The 17,170-nt window shown below is 31.0% G+C and carries 15 protein-coding genes and 2 pseudogenes; 11 read left to right on the top strand and 6 right to left on the bottom strand.

What is annotated here, in order from left to right:
- The first annotated feature begins 236 nt into the window (after positions 1–236).
- Entirely contained in the window at positions 237–4,517 is a 4,281-nt protein-coding gene (locus ACWJKP_RS05315) for a 2-hydroxyacyl-CoA dehydratase (protein ID WP_165411730.1), read from the top strand.
- Positions 4,518–4,692: 175 nt separating this feature from the next.
- Here ACWJKP_RS05315 and ACWJKP_RS05320 read toward each other — a convergent pair.
- The 3 genes and pseudogenes from ACWJKP_RS05320 to ACWJKP_RS05330 form a co-directional block, all read right to left on the bottom strand.
- A pseudogene (locus ACWJKP_RS05320) lies at positions 4,693–4,962 on the bottom strand (IS3 family transposase); the annotation flags it as partial.
- 94 nt (positions 4,963–5,056) lie between these two features.
- Positions 5,057–6,538 (bottom strand): group II intron reverse transcriptase/maturase, encoded by a 1,482-nt coding sequence (gene ltrA, locus ACWJKP_RS05325; RefSeq protein ID WP_462961171.1) that lies wholly within the window; start codon positions 6,536–6,538, stop codon positions 5,057–5,059.
- A 546-nt stretch (positions 6,539–7,084) separates the two neighbouring features.
- Positions 7,085–8,171, bottom strand: a pseudogene (locus ACWJKP_RS05330) (IS3 family transposase); the annotation flags it as partial.
- On the opposite strand from ACWJKP_RS05330, the gene ACWJKP_RS05335 reads away from it, so the two are divergent.
- From ACWJKP_RS05335 to ACWJKP_RS05350, 4 genes are all read left to right on the top strand, one after another.
- Entirely contained in the window at positions 8,104–8,334 is a 231-nt protein-coding gene (locus ACWJKP_RS05335) for a hypothetical protein (RefSeq protein WP_165413877.1), read from the top strand. The pseudogene ACWJKP_RS05330 and the gene ACWJKP_RS05335 sit on opposite strands and share 68 nt — an antisense overlap.
- A 537-nt stretch (positions 8,335–8,871) precedes the next feature.
- On the top strand, positions 8,872–9,510 hold the full coding sequence (locus ACWJKP_RS05340) for a septal ring lytic transglycosylase RlpA family protein (protein WP_165413878.1): 639 nt from the start codon (positions 8,872–8,874) through the stop codon (positions 9,508–9,510).
- A complete protein-coding gene (locus ACWJKP_RS05345; protein WP_165413879.1) occupies positions 9,504–10,571 on the top strand; it encodes an S-layer protein in 1,068 nt (355 codons plus the stop codon). The genes ACWJKP_RS05340 and ACWJKP_RS05345 overlap by 7 nt, the downstream gene beginning before the upstream one ends.
- A 764-nt stretch (positions 10,572–11,335) precedes the next feature.
- Positions 11,336–12,019 (top strand): M28 family metallopeptidase, encoded by a 684-nt coding sequence (locus ACWJKP_RS05350; RefSeq protein ID WP_224579015.1) that lies wholly within the window; start codon positions 11,336–11,338, stop codon positions 12,017–12,019.
- Between the two features lie 395 nt (positions 12,020–12,414).
- Here the strand turns inward: ACWJKP_RS05350 and ACWJKP_RS05355 are convergent, their stop codons facing one another.
- Entirely contained in the window at positions 12,415–12,813 is a 399-nt protein-coding gene (locus ACWJKP_RS05355; protein WP_165413880.1) for a hypothetical protein, read from the bottom strand.
- A 118-nt stretch (positions 12,814–12,931) separates the two neighbouring features.
- Here ACWJKP_RS05355 and ACWJKP_RS05360 point away from each other — a divergent pair, with 118 nt between their 5' ends.
- The 4 genes from ACWJKP_RS05360 to ACWJKP_RS05375 all read left to right on the top strand — a co-directional run bounded on the left by ACWJKP_RS05360 (position 12,932) and on the right by ACWJKP_RS05375 (position 15,290).
- The gene (locus ACWJKP_RS05360; RefSeq protein ID WP_165413881.1) at positions 12,932–13,183 is read left to right on the top strand and encodes a hypothetical protein; all 252 of its coding nucleotides are present in this window, start codon (positions 12,932–12,934) and stop codon (positions 13,181–13,183) included.
- Positions 13,184–13,753: 570 nt separating this feature from the next.
- On the top strand, positions 13,754–14,299 hold the full coding sequence (locus ACWJKP_RS05365) for a PadR family transcriptional regulator (RefSeq protein WP_165413882.1): 546 nt from the start codon (positions 13,754–13,756) through the stop codon (positions 14,297–14,299).
- Position 14,300: 1 nt separating this feature from the next.
- Complete coding sequence (locus ACWJKP_RS05370; RefSeq protein ID WP_165413883.1) at positions 14,301–14,768, top strand: hypothetical protein; 468 nt, start codon at positions 14,301–14,303, stop codon at positions 14,766–14,768.
- Positions 14,769–14,870: 102 nt separating this feature from the next.
- Complete coding sequence (locus tag ACWJKP_RS05375) at positions 14,871–15,290, top strand: hypothetical protein (protein ID WP_165413876.1); 420 nt, start codon at positions 14,871–14,873, stop codon at positions 15,288–15,290.
- A 91-nt stretch (positions 15,291–15,381) separates the two neighbouring features.
- On the opposite strand, the gene ACWJKP_RS05380 is transcribed toward ACWJKP_RS05375, so the two are convergent.
- Both ACWJKP_RS05380 and ACWJKP_RS05385 read right to left on the bottom strand, forming a co-directional pair.
- Positions 15,382–15,780: a hypothetical protein gene (locus ACWJKP_RS05380; protein ID WP_165413884.1), complete on the bottom strand. Its 399-nt coding sequence runs from the start codon at positions 15,778–15,780 to the stop codon at positions 15,382–15,384.
- A gap of 14 nt (positions 15,781–15,794) precedes the next feature.
- A complete protein-coding gene (locus ACWJKP_RS05385; protein WP_165413885.1) occupies positions 15,795–15,995 on the bottom strand; it encodes a helix-turn-helix transcriptional regulator in 201 nt (66 codons plus the stop codon).
- A gap of 345 nt (positions 15,996–16,340) precedes the next feature.
- On the opposite strand from ACWJKP_RS05385, the gene ACWJKP_RS05390 reads away from it, so the two are divergent.
- Both ACWJKP_RS05390 and ACWJKP_RS05395 read left to right on the top strand, forming a co-directional pair.
- On the top strand, positions 16,341–16,562 hold the full coding sequence (locus ACWJKP_RS05390; protein ID WP_165413886.1) for a hypothetical protein: 222 nt from the start codon (positions 16,341–16,343) through the stop codon (positions 16,560–16,562).
- Entirely contained in the window at positions 16,544–16,981 is a 438-nt protein-coding gene (locus tag ACWJKP_RS05395; protein WP_165413887.1) for a hypothetical protein, read from the top strand. The genes ACWJKP_RS05390 and ACWJKP_RS05395 overlap by 19 nt, the downstream gene beginning before the upstream one ends.
- Positions 16,982–17,170: the final 189 nt, after the last annotated feature.

Here is a 17,170-nt window from a genome sequence, read left to right on the forward strand (position 1 = left end):
AAATACAATTAATAATCACAAACTTTATAGAAAAAATATTATAAGTATTTGCAGTAGAGGGAATAAATTTAGTTTTTGAGTAATAAAGATAAATATATGAATAGATAGAATATTCACTGAAATATTAGGTTATTTAAAAAATGGAGATTGAATCCAACTGCATTAACATATATAATAAAATATTAGGGTCAAAAAACACAAATAAATCCAGACTTGCGGGGAAAGAGAAGATAATTATGAAAAAAATAGTACATGTTGGATTAGATGTAGGATCTACCACTGTTAAAATAGTAGTGTTAAATAATCAAGAAAAAGTGATCTATAGTAAGTATCAAAGGCACTTTTCTGATATAAAAAGTACAATAGCCGAACTTTTATATGAGGCTTATAATAATTTCCGTGAATGCGATATTACCATAGTGGTAACGGGATCTGGTGGACTGGCCTTATCTAAATGGCTCAATATTACATTTATTCAAGAAGTAGTTGCCAGTACCTATGCAATAGAAAATATTATCCCAAGAACTAATGCGGCTATTGAACTAGGTGGAGAAGATGCAAAGATTATATATTTTGATGGAGGAATAGACCAAAGGATGAATGGTACTTGCGCTGGTGGTACTGGCGCATTTATTGATCAGATGGCATCACTGCTTCAGACGGATGCAATGGGACTTAATGAACTTGCAAAGAAGTATAAAACTATATACCCAATTGCAGCTAGATGCGGAGTTTTTGCTAAAACTGATATTCAACCCTTATTAAATGAAGGTGCTGCAAAAGAAGACATTGCTGTGTCAGTTTTTCAATCAGTAGTTAATCAAACTATTAGTGGACTTGCTTGCGGTAGACCGATTACGGGAAATGTTGCATTTTTAGGCGGACCATTATATTTCTTGTCTGAACTACGACAAAGGTTTATTGAGACCTTAAAGCTTTCAGAGGATCAAGTTATTTTTCCTAAGGATTCTCAGTTATTTGTTGCGCTAGGTGCTGCTATGTCATCAAAGAATGAGGACCTTATTTCTTTTGAAGAATTAAAGAAACAGCTTCCAAAGTTAAAGGAAGTATCGAGCCTCGATGTTCGAAGACTTAGACCACTATTTATAGACGATGCGGAGCTACAAGTATTTAACAAAAGACAAAGCGAATATAAGGCAGCAAGAAAAGAATTAGCGGATTACACGGGGAATTGTTTTTTGGGAATAGATGCTGGATCTACAACTACCAAAGTGACACTTATAGATGAGGAAGGAGCAATTTTATACTCTTACTATGGAAGTAATGAAGGCAATCCATTGACTGTAGTTAGTAAAATATTAAAACATATATACACTATTTTACCGAGTGAAGTAATCATCAAAAATTCAGCGGTAACAGGTTATGGTGAAAGGCTAATAATGGCAGCTTTAAAAGTGGATATCGGAGAAATTGAAACTATAGCTCATTACAAGGCAGCAAAATTCTTTTTGCCAGGAGTAGACTTTATATTAGACATTGGCGGGCAAGATATGAAGTGTTTAAAAATAAAAGATGGTGTAATTGATAGCATAATGCTAAATGAAGCATGTTCTTCTGGTTGTGGTTCTTTTATAGAAACTTTTGCTAATTCTTTAGATATGAAAATATCAGATTTTGCAAATGTAGCCTTGTGTGCTAAAAGTCCAGTGGACTTAGGTTCAAGATGTACTGTGTTTATGAATTCAAGGGTTAAACAGGCTCAGAAGGAAGGCGCCTCTATAGGGGATATATCATCAGGACTTTCTTATTCGGTAATAAAAAATGCACTGCTTAAAGTTATTAAGATAAGAGACCCAAAGGACATGGGTAAGAAAATAATAGTTCAAGGCGGAACATTTTATAACAATTCGGTACTTAGGGCTTTTGAAATTATTTCAGGACGAGAGGCAGTTAGACCAGATATTGCAGGACTAATGGGTGCATTTGGTGCCGCACTTATTGCAAAAGAAAGAGCAGTAAAAGGCCAAATTTCTACATTGTTATCACTCGAACAATTGGATAGTTTTAATGTAGAAACTTCAATGGGTAGATGCAAGCAATGCGCAAATCAATGCGTTCTTACAATTAATAAATTTGATAATGAAAGGGAATTTATAACTGGTAATCGCTGTGAAAAAGCATTAGGAAAAAGCAGTAAAAAAGAAGAGGTTCCTAATCTCTATGACTATAAGTATAAAAGAATATTTGATTATACTCCATTAAAGAAGGAAGAGGCATTTAGGGGTGTAATAGGCATTCCAAGAGTACTTAACATATATGAAAATTATCCATTTTGGTTTACCTTCTTTACCAATTTAGGATTCAGGGTAGAAGTATCCCAAAGATCTTCTAAACAGGTATATGAAATGGGAATTGCAACTATTCCATCAGAATCTGCTTGCTATCCGGCTAAAATAGCACATGGGCATATAATGAGTCTTATAAGTAAGGGGGTAGACACTATATTCTATCCTTGTATTCCATATGAAAAAAAGGAGCAAGCAGGCGCGGATAATCATTTTAACTGTCCTATAGTAACTTCATATCCTGAGGTAATAAATAATAATATGGATATTTTGAAGGACCGAGATATTAAGTTCTTAAATCCTTTTATTTCTTTAGACAATAAGAAAAAATTAATTAATAGATTAGCGGGTGAGCTAGCGAGTTTTGGAATTGATAAAAGGGAAGTTTCTATGGCGGTTAAAAAGGCATGGACCGAAACTGAAAAGGTGAAATTGGATATTCAAAGTAAAGGCACGGAAGTTGTAGAATATATTAGGCGGACCGGAAAGAGGGGTATTGTTTTAGCAGGGAGACCCTATCATATAGATCCAGAAATTAATCATGGAATTCCAAGTTTAATTGCGGGGTTTGATATGCCTGTGCTTACAGAGGATTCTGTGGTTCATCTAGGTATAGTTGAAAGACCTTTAAAAATAGTAGATCAATGGGTATATCATTCTAGGTTATACGCAGCAGCGAGTTTTGTAGCAAAAGAGCCTAATATTGAGCTTATTCAGCTAAATTCTTTTGGGTGTGGACTTGATGCAGTTACCACGGATCAAGTTGGAGAAATTTTAGAAAATAACGGCAAGATATATACAAGTTTAAAAATTGATGAAGGAAATAACTTGGGAGCTGCTAGAATTAGAATTAGATCATTAAAAGCTGCCCTCGATGAAAGGGACAAGAACGGAATTTTTCCTAAAAAAACTGAGAAGATCAACAGTAGAATTATGTTCACTAAGGAAATGAGAAAAAATCACACGATTTTATGTCCACAAATGTCTCCGGTGCATTTTCAATTTGTACAGGAAGCTTTTAATTCATCAGGATACAATTTAGAAATTTTACCTTCGGTAGATACTAAAGCTGTAGATGAAGGCTTAAAATATGTAAATAATGACGCTTGTTATCCCACAATAATTGTAGTAGGGCAAATAATTGCAGCTTTAAAATCAGGTAAATATGAAATAGATAATACGTCTGTTATAATTTCTCAAACTTGTGGAGGATGTAGAGCCACAAATTACATCGGATTCCTTAGGAAAGCCTTGAAAGAAGCAGGATTTCCTAAAGTTCCAGTGGTATCCTTAAATGCTGCTGGTCTTGAGAAAAATCCGGGTTTTAAATTCACATATCCAATGATTAAAAAATCGATAATGGCTTTAGTATACGGAGATTTGCTTATGAGGGTACTCTACAAGGTTAGACCTTATGAGATGATACTAGGCTCAGCTAATTTGCTTTATGAAAAATGGGTGAAAATATGCAAAGAAGCTGTGACAAAAGGTAATAGTCGCGAGTTTAATAATAATATATCTTCTATAGTAGCTGATTTTGACAACTTAGAAATCAAAAATATTTCTAAACCTCAGATAGGTCTAGTAGGAGAGATTTTAGTTAAGTTCCATCCTATAGCTAACAATAACATTATAGATGTTATTGAAAATGAAGGTGGGGAGGCAGTTATGCCGGATTTAACGGACTTTTTCCTATACTGTGCTTATGATGCTGACTTTAAATATAAGTATTTGGGTAAGAGTAGGACTGATAAAGTACTAAGTAATATAGCGATTCGATATATAGAAGGGTTCAGAAAACGTATGAAATCAGTTTTAGAAAGCAGTAAAAGATTTCACGCACCCAAAACTATACAGGAATTAGCAGAAGGAGCAGCGCCTATTTTATCACTAGGTAATCAAGCAGGTGAGGGATGGTTTCTCACTGCTGAAATGGTTGAGCTTATCGAAAGTGGAACAAGAAACATAGTGTGTATGCAACCTTTTGCTTGTCTTCCAAATCATGTAACAGGTAAAGGAATGATTAAAGAATTAAAGAGAAGGTATCCGGGCGCTAATATAACCGCTATAGATTATGACCCGGGTGCAAGTGAAGTAAATCAAATTAATAGAATAAAGCTTATGATGTCCATTGCTTTTAAAAACCTTAAGAGCGAGGGAGAAGTTAAAATTGCGCATCAAGAAGTAGCTAGTGATAAGAAAACAGATTAAAAATCCAATGAATTGTTAATTACAAGTTTTTTCTTGAATTATGCTACAACGAAAAGTATATATTGCTAATTGCTTTCACATCGCGAAGTAATTCTAAAATTTATTTTATTTACAGTTGCTAAAAAATACAAACTCGCTTTAATCTGTACCCTTTGTCAAGGACAATTAGAAAAAACTATATTGAATTATAAAGATGATTTCTGTATTGAACAGGAGTCATCTTTTTCAAATCCCATTGATATCTATATCTATTATAATAGATCATATATTTTTTAATTTCTTTCTTTAACTCTACTAATGTTTGACACTCTTTTATGTTTGCCTCATCTTTGAAATGACCGAAGAATGATTCCTGTGGAGCGTTATCCCAACAGTTTCCACGTCTTGACATAGATTGTCCTAGTCCACAACTTTTAACGAGATTTTGAAGGATTGGACTTGTATAATCGACTAAAGAAAAGGGATTGCTCCCTTCCCCTCGTCTAAGAACCGTACGTGAGAGTTTCCCGCTCATACGGCTCAAGCATTTCTTCACCTTTTCAGGCGGCATTCAGTGATTGTAGTTTCATTCTTCTTTTAACAAAATATTCCTTATGTAAAAAAGGATTTTGAGAGATTTTCAAATTTGGGTGTCGGACTATTTTGATTCGCCTTAAATTAATAAGAGAATAGTCTTCTGTCATAAAAACCCATATTTTGTATCCCTTCTGATGCCAATACTTATTAATTCGCCACCGTTTATTTTTATTTGGGTGTCGATGCTTTGCCCAATAATGTAATAAGTAATAAAGTGTGTTGTTAATGTAAGAAAAAACTTGACTGGCTACCGTGTGTTTATGATAGTTAGTCCAACCTCTTATTACAGAATTGAGTCTACGAATTATATCCGATTGAGTGCATGCTTTCCCTTCTTTAAGAATAATAGTGGAACATTTCCTTATCAAGCTTTTTATTGAACCTTTTGAAGGTTTAACAATAAGTTTTTCTTTGAATTTCCGAAATGTCCAACCTAGAAAGTCAAAACCTTCATTTATATGGGTAATTCTAGTCTTTTCTTCAGATAACACTAGTCCTCGAGTTTCAAGAAACTGACTAACAACTTCTTTAAGTTCTATTGCAACTTCTTTAGTATTTGCAGTTATTATAAAGTCATCAGCATATCGTACTAGATTTACTTTGGTTTTTGCACGATAGTGATTTTCGATATTCCCTTTTGTGTTACGATGGTATTTATCTTGAATCACCTTTTCAAGACCATCAAGTGCCATGTTTGCATAAAGACTTGATATGGCACCTCCTTGCGGAGAACATGTGTCCGTCGGAAATAACTTACCCTCGTATATAAACCCTGATTTCAGAAACTGTTTCATGATTCTTTTATCCATTGGAATGTTTTCTTGTAACCAACTATGGTTGATGTTATCAAAGCATCCCTTTATGTCTCCTTCTAATATCCATGTAGGAGAGCATTTTCTTGCTAGTACATTAAATATTTGTTCACATGCATCTTTGGCACTTCTTCCCTGACGAAACCCAAACGAGATGTTATCACCTTTGGTTTCAGCAATCGGTTCGAGTGCTAATGCATATAAAGTCTGCATTGCTCTATCATACATTGTCGGGATTCCTAAAGGTCGCTTCTTATTCTTGCCTTTTTTTGCAATATAAACTCTTTTGAGTGGTTTTGATTTGTAATGTTTACCATTAAGTTTAAGTACCGCTTTCATTTTTGAGGCAGAAGTGGACCATAGTTTTTTATCAACACCTGATGTCTTCTTTCCTTTGTTGGTGGTTACCTTTTTCACTGCATAGGCTTTTGCCGAAAAAGAATGTGTCAGTAAATATTGTAGCTGTTTTGCTTTGTTTTTATCACCTTTCACTGTTGCCTTAGCGATACGGGACTGTAGCCTATTAACATCATTTTGTACTTGTATCCAATCAATGGAATCCCATTTGTCTGCAAGTGTTTTAGTGTCTTTTAGCCTCTCGGTTTTATCCGTCGTTGAGTTATTAAAATTCATAAGTTTACCGTCCTTTCCTGACAAGAAATACCATAGGACAAGTCAGCACCCTTTCAGGTTAGAGCAAAGTTTGAACTCTTATCTGTTTTTATTACAAAAACGGCTTTCGCTTTTTATCCTTTTCTTCTGCCCTCTATATCATTTCTTCACCTTGCGGGTAGATACCTTATGTTTAAGGAATATATAGGGTTTACCAAGTTCCACGTAATATATAATTATGAATGCCTTAAGAGCCACCTTTAAACCGGGAGTGCTTCATCCAATCGCATTGGTTTAACAGTTGGCCTTTGCTTGACTCCGTACCTTTTGGTCAAAGCGTTTCAGCCTATTTCGCTTTCTCCAGCGTAACGATTCCTACAGTGATTCACTTTACGTTCTCCATAGCATTCTTACCCTAGCAGTTGTTCCAGATTAGGCTTCTCGAACTTCCACATCGTCTCATGAGCTTTCTAACCCAGACGTTACCATCCACGCTAGTCATGATAGGGTTACCCCGAATGGATAGGGTAGTCTTTCGACAATATATTACGCGACTTCTTGTCGCACATGACAACCTTGATCTGAGTGAATAAATGCATCTTTAGATATTTTAATATTTCTATTCTTTTTTAGCTTTAGTATAGTATCAGTGACTATATCCATCTTAATATTAGCTGACACATTATATGCCAGTATTTCATTTGTAGAGGAATCCTTAATCGTTGATAAATACGCCCTATGACCCTTTCCATAAAACAAATAAGTTATATCTGTAAGCAATACCTTGCCAGGTATATTTTGCTTGAAGTTTCTATTTAATAGATTTGGTAAAACAGCATGTTCGAGGGTGGCTTTCATCATCCTTTTATAAGGATTTGCTTTTCTAATAGGACATACAATTTGGTATTTCTTCATTATCCTACGGATACGTTTCAAATTGTAAACGATACCAAATTCGCCTTCTAACGTCATTTTAATTTGTCTAGCTCCTTTTTTGCGGCCTTTAAAGTTATATGCTTTTAAGATAGTATCTCGCACTATTTGATCATGATCGTCACGTTGATTCCTAACTCCTTGTGAACTAACTGAGAAATAGTTGTAGTAGCCTGAACGGGATACCCCCGACACACTGCATAAATGGCTAAGCATATTTCTGAGTTTATATTTTTTAATTTGTGAATTGATAAGAATATATTTTTCTTCTGCTACTAATATTATTTTTTCTTTACCAGCCTTCTTTCTAGGATGTCGATTTTTTTTAGTAATTCATTCTCAGCTTTAAGTAAATTAACTTGGACCTTAAGACGTTTATATCTTTCTTCTATGGGAAGATCTTTCCCACTTGATCTTCCGCACATTGATTTCCTTGTATCATTCAGTCCTATTACACCTTTTTTCTATATGCAGTCCGCCATCTGTAAGCTGCTGATCTAATTCGATCATTTCCAAGAACGTCTATATCAAAACCATATTCTTTAAATATTTCTTTTATAGATTTGCCCTTTTCATTCTCTGTTACAAAAATGCGTTTATATTCATCAGTGTAAGTTATACCTTTAATACTAACATTTGTTACATATTTATTTTTGGATAACACTACTCTAAATAATGTAAATGTAGCTGGAACGGTAACGTCACGGGCTGGTAGCCGGATTCCGGATATTTGTCTTAAGAATGCTTATGTTGCGGTAGCAATAAGTGTCATAATTGATGGTGTGCTTATTGCTGCCGGCGTAGGTAGTGTTTCACTATTTGTTAAAAAAGTAGGCAAAGCGGAAGCAAAAAAATATTTACGAGAACAATTACAAGTAAGCTAAAATCAATGGGTTGCGCGGCTTTGGCTGCTTCTTTTGGAACTGTAGTAAATTATATTTTTATCTAGCGGATCTAGGGAAAGCAGCGGCCAAATTCTTGGATAGTAAAGATGTCTACCCTAATGATGGGTACGTAAATGTGATATTGTAATATCAACACTAAGAATTATCAGTATAGGAGCTAATGAAGAATATATAAATTAATTAATCAGTATGAGAAGGTAAATAAAAAGCCTTCTTTTTTTGTTGTCTTTTATTAATTGACTATTAATAAAAAAGTGTAATACAGTTTAAACATAGTAATTACAACGTGTTTACAATAATTTATGTGTACTACAAATATAAATAATGCTTATTTTATTTTTGTTATAGGGGTCTCGCCCCATAGCTTGATGGCTATGGGGCGAGAATCCTACAATGAACATGTTTATAAGTATTCATTTAACATATTTAAAGGAGTTTTGGAATTAATGAAGAAAATTGTAATTGTTAAGTTAAACTCATAAGACTAAAATAATTTAATTGGAGGTATAATTAGTCATGAAAAAATTTAAAGGTTTACTTTGTATAACTTTGGTACTAGGTTTAGTTCAATCGACTATGGTATTTGCAGCAGAAAACTTAAATACTTCAGATCGTATGCCATCATATATGGCACCAGGATCTGTAATACAATTTAATTATAATAAGGAAATGTCTTTATTTAAGAAAGGAACTACGGTTAATAAATTAAGTAGCAGTAGCTATGAATCCTCCAATGATTTGCCTAAAATTACAGCTAATACGACTGTAATTTATGATGCATTAGGAGGTCCAATTGTTGTAGTTCCAATATCACAGTCAAATTTAAATGTTGTTATGAAAGAAGTTAAAGTGAATAGCACAGACCAACCTATGGCTACTACTAAAACTCAAATAGGTAATATATCATTGTTTAATATTTGGTCAGAACCTGGTACTGCATCCGGTGTAAAAGCAGCTGATGGTGCTGCTCATAAAACTATTCCCTTATTTACTCGTGTGTCAGTTGTTAATAGTAGTAATATGAAATATACTACTGATAGGATATTGGATAGAGGACCATATGTAGCAGGAAGAATTTTAGATATGTCATTAGAATCCTTTAAACTTGTTGCAAAACAGACAGATGGAGTATTTCGCGGGTCAATTGGTTGGTAAAAATCATATATAAATACAGAAAAAAAATCACTATTATTTTTAGTTTGCTAATAGTTTTATTGTTTGGATATGTCCTAAGTAATAGATTTATTGCTAAAAAAACTATGTTATCTGTAAAATCACAAGATAAACTAATTATATCTACTTTTTCCGTGGATAATAAAGGTAGTATATTATCGTTAGAGGTTAAAAGTAAAATTGAGAAATATCTTATAACTGATAGACAGGTAGGTATTACTGGTGATTTATATAAGGATAGTTCTAAAATAGTCTACGTAGATGCTTTAAATGATTATGATCCTTGGCAAATTTATTTGCATAATTTAAAGGATAATAAAAGTTTCCAAGTTACAGATAATAAGTCTGGAAAAGCTCAGCCCAGAGTTGCGGATGATAATTCAATATTTTTTTTAAATGCACCTCATGGAATAGTTAAGGTTGCTAAAATAAAAATTGAAACAAAATCATATGAAATAATTGACAATAGTGATTCAGATAGAGAAGTAGATACTTTTAGCATTAAACATAATAAATTGCTTATATCAACCAGTTCAAGTAGCTTAAGATTAAAAAGTTGGAAAGAAAATCAAGGACAACTAAAACCATTGATTCATACTATTTTTGAAGTAAATTCAAATGGAAATAAATTAAGCAAAATTGCTACAATAAAAGCTTCACTAGTACAATCTATTTCATATAATTCTAATTATAAAAAGGTTCTTATCGGTGGTTCTGATATAAATGAAAATCCTGGGTTTGGTATATATGAGTTGTCTTTAGATACAGGGCATTTAACTACTATATTAACAGATAGCACTTTAGCGAATGATAACAATTCAATTGTTAGTAAAATTGCACATCCTGTTTTAACAGAAATGTCCAAAGATGACAGCCTTGTATATTTTACTGGAGTGCCTAAAAACAGCAAAGAAGTAAAGATAAGTGAAATATCCTGCTATCCAACAGCTATATTTAGTTATAATATCAATACCAAAGAATTAAAAAAGATATTTAATCCTAAAGTTTCGAGCTTAATTTATGGTATGACTATTAAAAATTAAATATGTAGGTGTAAGTAGGGTTTTGTATAAATGGTAGTACCTGCATTATAGAGTGAGGTACTATCATTTTTGATTTATACTATTCCACACCAATTACTTAGAGTACAGATGTTTTATTAATAAACCTTCATATTTTAATTTAATTTAAGCTATAAATAAGAATAGCTATTCAATATAAAATAAATGTTATCTTGAACCAAAATGAAAAAGTCATCTGGAGCCCAGATGACTTTTTCATTTTAGGTGTATAGGCATCTTTTAGTGGAAATATACTCTGAATTTTAGACGGGGTGGCACCGAGATACATATAAGACTCGGTAACTTAATATAAAACATTTACATAGAACTCGGTTTTATTATTTGCAATTGATTCATACTCATTGACTCTTCTATAAAAAGTATTACTTTTTATATTAACAAGTTCCATAGTTCTCATAAACCGAACACTTTAAAAAACAATTATTATATCTTATGAAATCTATGGCAATTGATAATGCATAATATTTATCAGTAAACAACAATTTACATATAATTTAAATTTTGTTTGGAATATGTTACAGTTGTATTGGCATTTAAACAAGAGATAATAATCCGTTTAGCTTAAGCTACGCGAGATATAAAGTGGATGGCAATGGATTGAATTTGGACATCTCTATTCAATCCACTTTTTACATTATATAAAATCAAGGAGGGATTATAATTAAAAGTATATTGAAAATATTTTAACAGCTTAGATCTTGAACCACTATTTGGTAAGGGTTATTATGAAAAATATTCTCAAGATGTTATTAAAACTTATGGTGGAGATGGAAGTGGTAGTAAAATGGAAATGGTTAATAATGTTGTTGGTGTTATCAAAGGTAATGACAGCTCTTTTTGACCATTTAGGATACGTAAACGGAAAGCTTATTAGAGGAGCATTAGACAACGCTTCTGGCATAGCAGCTATAGTACAGACTGCACATAAACTAGAAGAAAAATCAAAGATAAAACTTTTTGATACAGATATAATTGTATGTGTTTTTAATGGTGAAGAGACTGGTCTAAATGGAAGCAGGGCTCTTGTCAAAGAGATTAAATCTAAGTTAGCATATACTGATTTATATAATATTAATATAGATTGCATAGGCGGTAAGGAAGGTGGAAAGCTTGCTTTAAAAAATAAAAGCACAGTATCAAACAAGTTATATGATGCTGTAAAAATTAGTATGAAAAAAAATAATATTGAATTTGCAGATGTTGCGGTACATGGTTTAGGTGACCATTTGAGTTTTGAACGTGCGGGTATACCAAATGTCTTTTTTGTACAAGAAAATGTGGTGAAATTAGTTCATAAGCCTACAGATACACCTTCTATTTTAGATTATGGACAAATAAATAAAACTGCAAGTGCTATATGTAACTTTATCGAAACAAATGACGGGGTAGATTTTGATCCTGTACACTAATAAGAAAAGAGTTAAATTTTGAAGTTATTATTTTTTTAGACTATGTTTAAGAATATTCTTTAATTTTTTTTCATTAGTTCAAGATATATTCCTGTGTATGTGGTATAACTCCACCAGTATTTGTGGGATTTCCACTTGCTACATCCATTTTTTACCTTCCTTAAGCAATTTCTTATACTCAGCAACTTTTTCTGTATTTACTGTTGTATCGTGGTGAACGTGTAAAGTCAGAAAATATTAATTATCAACATTAAGCTTAAACATAGCCATAATATATTTAATGTAACAAATTAATGATTATGTTACATTGAAAGTTGGCAATGTAACTCAGTGGTGTATTTAATATAAGAAATGATATATTGAATACTTCACTAATTCAATACCTACGAAAAGGTTTATAACCATTTTGTTATAATAGCTCCAACCCCAATTAATATATATAATACCATCATATATACGATCAACATACCAATTTCAATAGAATGAACACCCATTGAATATAAAATAAGTAAAATAGCCCCACTACCCAAAATAACAACATAAAGTACAATCATAAGATAACGTTTCAAAAGTAGCAGAGTTCGTTCATCAACATCTGGAACATTACCATTTCTTTTTTTATTCCACTTATATAAAATCAAAGTTATGACACTTCCTAATGCTAAACCACCTATAATAGGCATAACATATTCAATAGGGTCTTCACCAAAAATATACATACCCCAAAAACCACCTACCATCATACATAACAGGATAAACACCCAACCAAAGATTTGTAATTTTTTCTTTTTCATAGTTATTCCCCTTTTTATTTTTCTAGATAAAACAATTCCTCAATTGGCACATCAAAATACTGTATTAATTTTAGTGCTAGCTTAGTTTGAAAGAAGTAATTTTATTAAGGTAATATTTTTGCATAATTCACAAATTGAAAAAGATCTTGAGAATGAACTAGTAAGCATTGCAGGAGGATTTTTAGAAAATAAGGATGAGTGCCATTGGAATTGTTCATTTGATAAAATAGAAAACGAACAAATTATTAAAATAGATGAATCTAGATTTTATATGATTGAATGCTTTAATAATATACTAAATAATTACAATTTTAAAAACAAAATAAACAGAATAGATGACGAAAAGTTTAATTATTTATCACAAGATTAAATTTATGAAGGGAAAGTGAATCTTTGACTATTAAGATTAAAATTTAAACAAAAAATATGGAGACTTTGTAGCGTTGAAAAACATTAATATTGAAGTTGGAAAAAATAAAATATTTTCAATTGTTGGTCCTAATAGTTCTGGTAAAATAACATTTTGTTAAATGCTTATCCACTTTATTTACAGATGATAAAAAATACAAACTCGCTGTAAAATGTATTTTACGCAATATATACTTTTGTTAGCATAATCTAAGAAAAAATATCATCTATTTTCATTTAAATAAAACGCAATGATTTTATCATAGCGTTTTTGTTGTTATAACTATATCTAAGTGTAGTTATATTGTATTAAATCTTAATTTTAACAAGTATTTTCTCATATAGAATTGCACCATTAATAAATTTATTTTGTTTATTAGAATTGACATACTCAAATTTTCGTATTATTATATCTTTAAGCTATATAACTAAAAGATACATATCTTAAAGATATAATAATTGGGGATCAACTATGAAAAGACAAAATATTAGAAAATTGATTTTAACAAGTGAAATAAAGGGGAGGACATAAGTGAAAAAAACAAGGTATGTATTACTTGGACTTCTTCAGGAAGAAGAGCTAAGCGGATATGAAATGAAAAAAATTATAGATATACGAATGTCATTCTTCTGGCAGGAGAGCTTTGGGCAAATATATCCAGAACTTAGAAAGATGATAGAAGAAGGATTAATTGAGTTTTCTAACAACGAATCAACCGGAAAAATAAAACGTGAAAAAATAAGATACAAAGTGACTCCCGAAGGGGAAAAAGAGATAAGGCAATGGATGGAAGCAGATAATGAAAAAGACACTTCTAGAAGTGAATTCCTTTTAAAAATGTTTTTATCAAATGAGAAAAATGTGGAGGAAATGCGAAAACATATCATTCGGTTTAAAGAACAATCAGAACAAAAGTTGGAATTATTTAATTTGTTTGATGTGCAGTTAAATAGAGACATAGAAATACATAATAATCATAAGCATATACTTTATGTATTAAATCTAGGCATACGTCAGGCAAAGTTATATATTGATTGGAGTAAGGAAATCTTGGAACATTTGGAGAAGGGAGAATAATATGGATAAAGTAATGGAGATTTTACAAAATAACATAGGATTCTCATGGAAAGGGTTAATAGTCTTTTTATTACCTATGCTACCGAATATTCTCTTTTTTATATTGAAGGATCCAAACGGTTCCACGGTAGTAACCAATAAACATTTCTTATTAGATATTATTGAGCATGGCAGTCAAACGATATTTTTTGCACTTTTGATATTTGGGGTCAGTAAGAAAGTTTCTCCAATATTATGTGGATATACAATTTTTATGTTAATAATATTATTATCATACTATGGATTTTGGATAGCATATTTTACAATAGGTACTAATTTTATTATGATTATATCAATGGCTGTTTTTCCTGTAATTTATTTCATTTTAGCAGAAATATGGCTTCACAATCTATTTGCTATTGTACCTCTAACGATTTTTGGAATAGCACATACTATAATTACTTATATAGATTATTATTCATCATATTAATATAACAATAAAACCTCAGTTATTCAAATCATAGTTTATTATATTGTATACTTATAGATATACAAGGAGGTGCTTATTATTAGAAATAACAGAAAAATATTCTTGGCTTTATTTATAGTTTGCATATCTATATTCACACTTTTTACGGTAATCAATAAAAATAGTAATATTAAATATGTTGATATTACTAGTGTAGTTAAAGAAGCATTTCTGACTGATAATGGATACTCTAATGAATTATCCAAACATATATCACAAGAAGTATTTAAACAAACAAATATATATAATGCTTATCCTGTAAATAGCGCTGATTATAAAAAACCGTTTAAAGTAGATTTTAGCCTAAAAGAAGATTCACAAACTAAAAAAAATGATATAGTTTATGTGAAAATGATTTATTCAGTTTACATATTTGATTCGCAAAATAAATCTGTAGGTGGTTCAAAAGATATACCAATAACATTTACGGTTAAAAATATAAATGGTGAATGGTACATTACGGAAAAAGAAGAACCTGCCTAAATTTTAAAATAGGCCTTTGAATTTTACCAAAACAATCGTATTTACCTTATTTGTGGATAACTTTTTTTATGGAATGAATTAATTATCTGATTTATAACCACTTTGTTATAATAGCTCCGACCCCAATTAATAGATATAATACCATCATATATACGATCAACATACCAATTTCAATAGAATGAACACCTATTGAATATAAAATAAGTAAAATAGCCCCACTACCCAAAAGAACAACATAAAGTACAATCATAAGATAACGTTTCAAAAGTAGCAGAGTTCGTTCATCAACATCTGGAACATTACCATTTCTTTTTTTATTCCACTTATATAAAATCAAAGTTATGACACTTCCTAATGCTAAACCACCTATAATAGGCATAACATATTCAATAGGGTCTTCACCGATAATATACATACCTAAAAAACCACCTATTATCATACATAACATGATAAACACCCAACCAAAGATTTGTAACTTTTTCTTTTTCATAGTTATTCCCCTTTTTATTTTTCTAGATAAAACAATTCCTCAATTGGCACATCAAAATACTGTATTAATTTTAGTGCTAACTCCAAACTGGGGTTATATTTATTTTTTTCAATTGCATTTATAGTTTGCCTCGTAACTTGTAAATCTTCTGCCATTTTAATTTGTGTTATCATCCTTTCTTGACGGATTTTCCGAATATGATTTATCACCCTCATTTGTAGCCCTCCAATCAATAAGTAAAGATATCTTTACTTATATTATAAAGAAAATATAACTTAGTGTAAAGATATATTTACACTAAATATAATATACTATTACCTTGAATGATTTTTAAATAGCGTATGTTGTTTCAATATAGAATTATGGTTATAATAAAGAATATAGGAAGTAAAGATTATATGTACGTGTAGTGAAGAGTGAGGTGAAAGAAAAAGTGGAAATCGAAAATATAAGGAATTTTATAAATAGTTCATCGCTTGGTGTTTATGAAAAATACATTATAATTAGAGGGAATCATAAGTATTTGGTGAAGTCAGGAAGAGGATTTAATAAATGAAGACATGGATGATTTATTATTAGACGCGGACTATGCTAAATGTTTTGAAAGTAGCAATAAAAAACAATTAAGACTAGTAGATAAACATAGTTTGAATATTGATATTGATTTTGAGCAAATAATTGATAAGTACAAAGAGCATTTTAGTGAAAAAAGAGTGGTTTTTATTTTGCAATTGTTGAGAGAAAGAATAAAGGAGGTTAAAATATGCTTCCCAAATCAGTAATTGAAACAGTAGATCTTATGAATAAAGATTATTTTTTAGGACAATTGTCCTATGACATAGTGTCAGAAGAATATAGTTTTAAGCGAAATAAAGAAATTAATGATTTAAAGTTATATCCAGCAGAATTTTATGGATTGTTTAAGCTTAAAGAAATAGAAGTACAAAGTGATGTTATTAGAGAATTTATAGTTGATAGGTTAATACCGTATAATCGGATGAACTTGAGTAAATATCTCAAATATTATGATATGGAATTTTGGGATGAATGGGAATTGTTTTTAAAAGCAAAGGGAATGTGTTTTTTGGATACTTTTTGGGTAAGAAAAAATAGTAAAGAAACTTATATAAAATGTCATATTAAATTTACTAATTCTGTTAGAGATGATTTATTAACAGAGGAATATTTTTTAGAAAATTAAGGTGGGGTTCATATTTTATATTGGTATATCATGGTTCAAGTGGATTTAAATCTTCTTGTGCCTTTTTATTTTTTTGAATGTGCCTTAGCGGAAAATTAACTACACTTCTTAGCTTATCCTTAATTCTAAATATATCTCTATACCTTAATAAAATTGTATAATTAGCATTATAAATATAAACTTAGGAGA

The sequence above is a fragment of the Clostridium sp. CM037 genome, assembly GCF_055081095.1.

Coding starts and splice junctions, on each gene's coding strand:
- ACWJKP_RS05315 (WP_165411730.1), top strand. CDS start 237: ATGAAAAAAATAGTACATGTTGGATTAGATGTAGGATCTACCACTGTT.
- ltrA (WP_462961171.1), bottom strand. CDS start 6,538: ATGAATTTTAATAACTCAACGACGGATAAAACCGAGAGGCTAAAAGAC.
- ACWJKP_RS05340 (WP_165413878.1), top strand. CDS start 8,872: ATGAAAAAATTTAAAGGTTTACTTTGTATAACTTTGGTACTAGGTTTA.
- ACWJKP_RS05350 (WP_224579015.1), top strand. CDS start 11,336: ATGAAAAATATTCTCAAGATGTTATTAAAACTTATGGTGGAGATGGAA.
- ACWJKP_RS05355 (WP_165413880.1), bottom strand. CDS start 12,813: ATGAAAAAGAAAAAATTACAAATCTTTGGTTGGGTGTTTATCCTGTTA.
- ACWJKP_RS05370 (WP_165413883.1), top strand. CDS start 14,301: ATGGATAAAGTAATGGAGATTTTACAAAATAACATAGGATTCTCATGG.
- ACWJKP_RS05380 (WP_165413884.1), bottom strand. CDS start 15,780: ATGAAAAAGAAAAAGTTACAAATCTTTGGTTGGGTGTTTATCATGTTA.
- ACWJKP_RS05385 (WP_165413885.1), bottom strand. CDS start 15,995: ATGAGGGTGATAAATCATATTCGGAAAATCCGTCAAGAAAGGATGATA.
- ACWJKP_RS05390 (WP_165413886.1), top strand. CDS start 16,341: ATGGATGATTTATTATTAGACGCGGACTATGCTAAATGTTTTGAAAGT.
- ACWJKP_RS05395 (WP_165413887.1), top strand. CDS start 16,544: ATGCTTCCCAAATCAGTAATTGAAACAGTAGATCTTATGAATAAAGAT.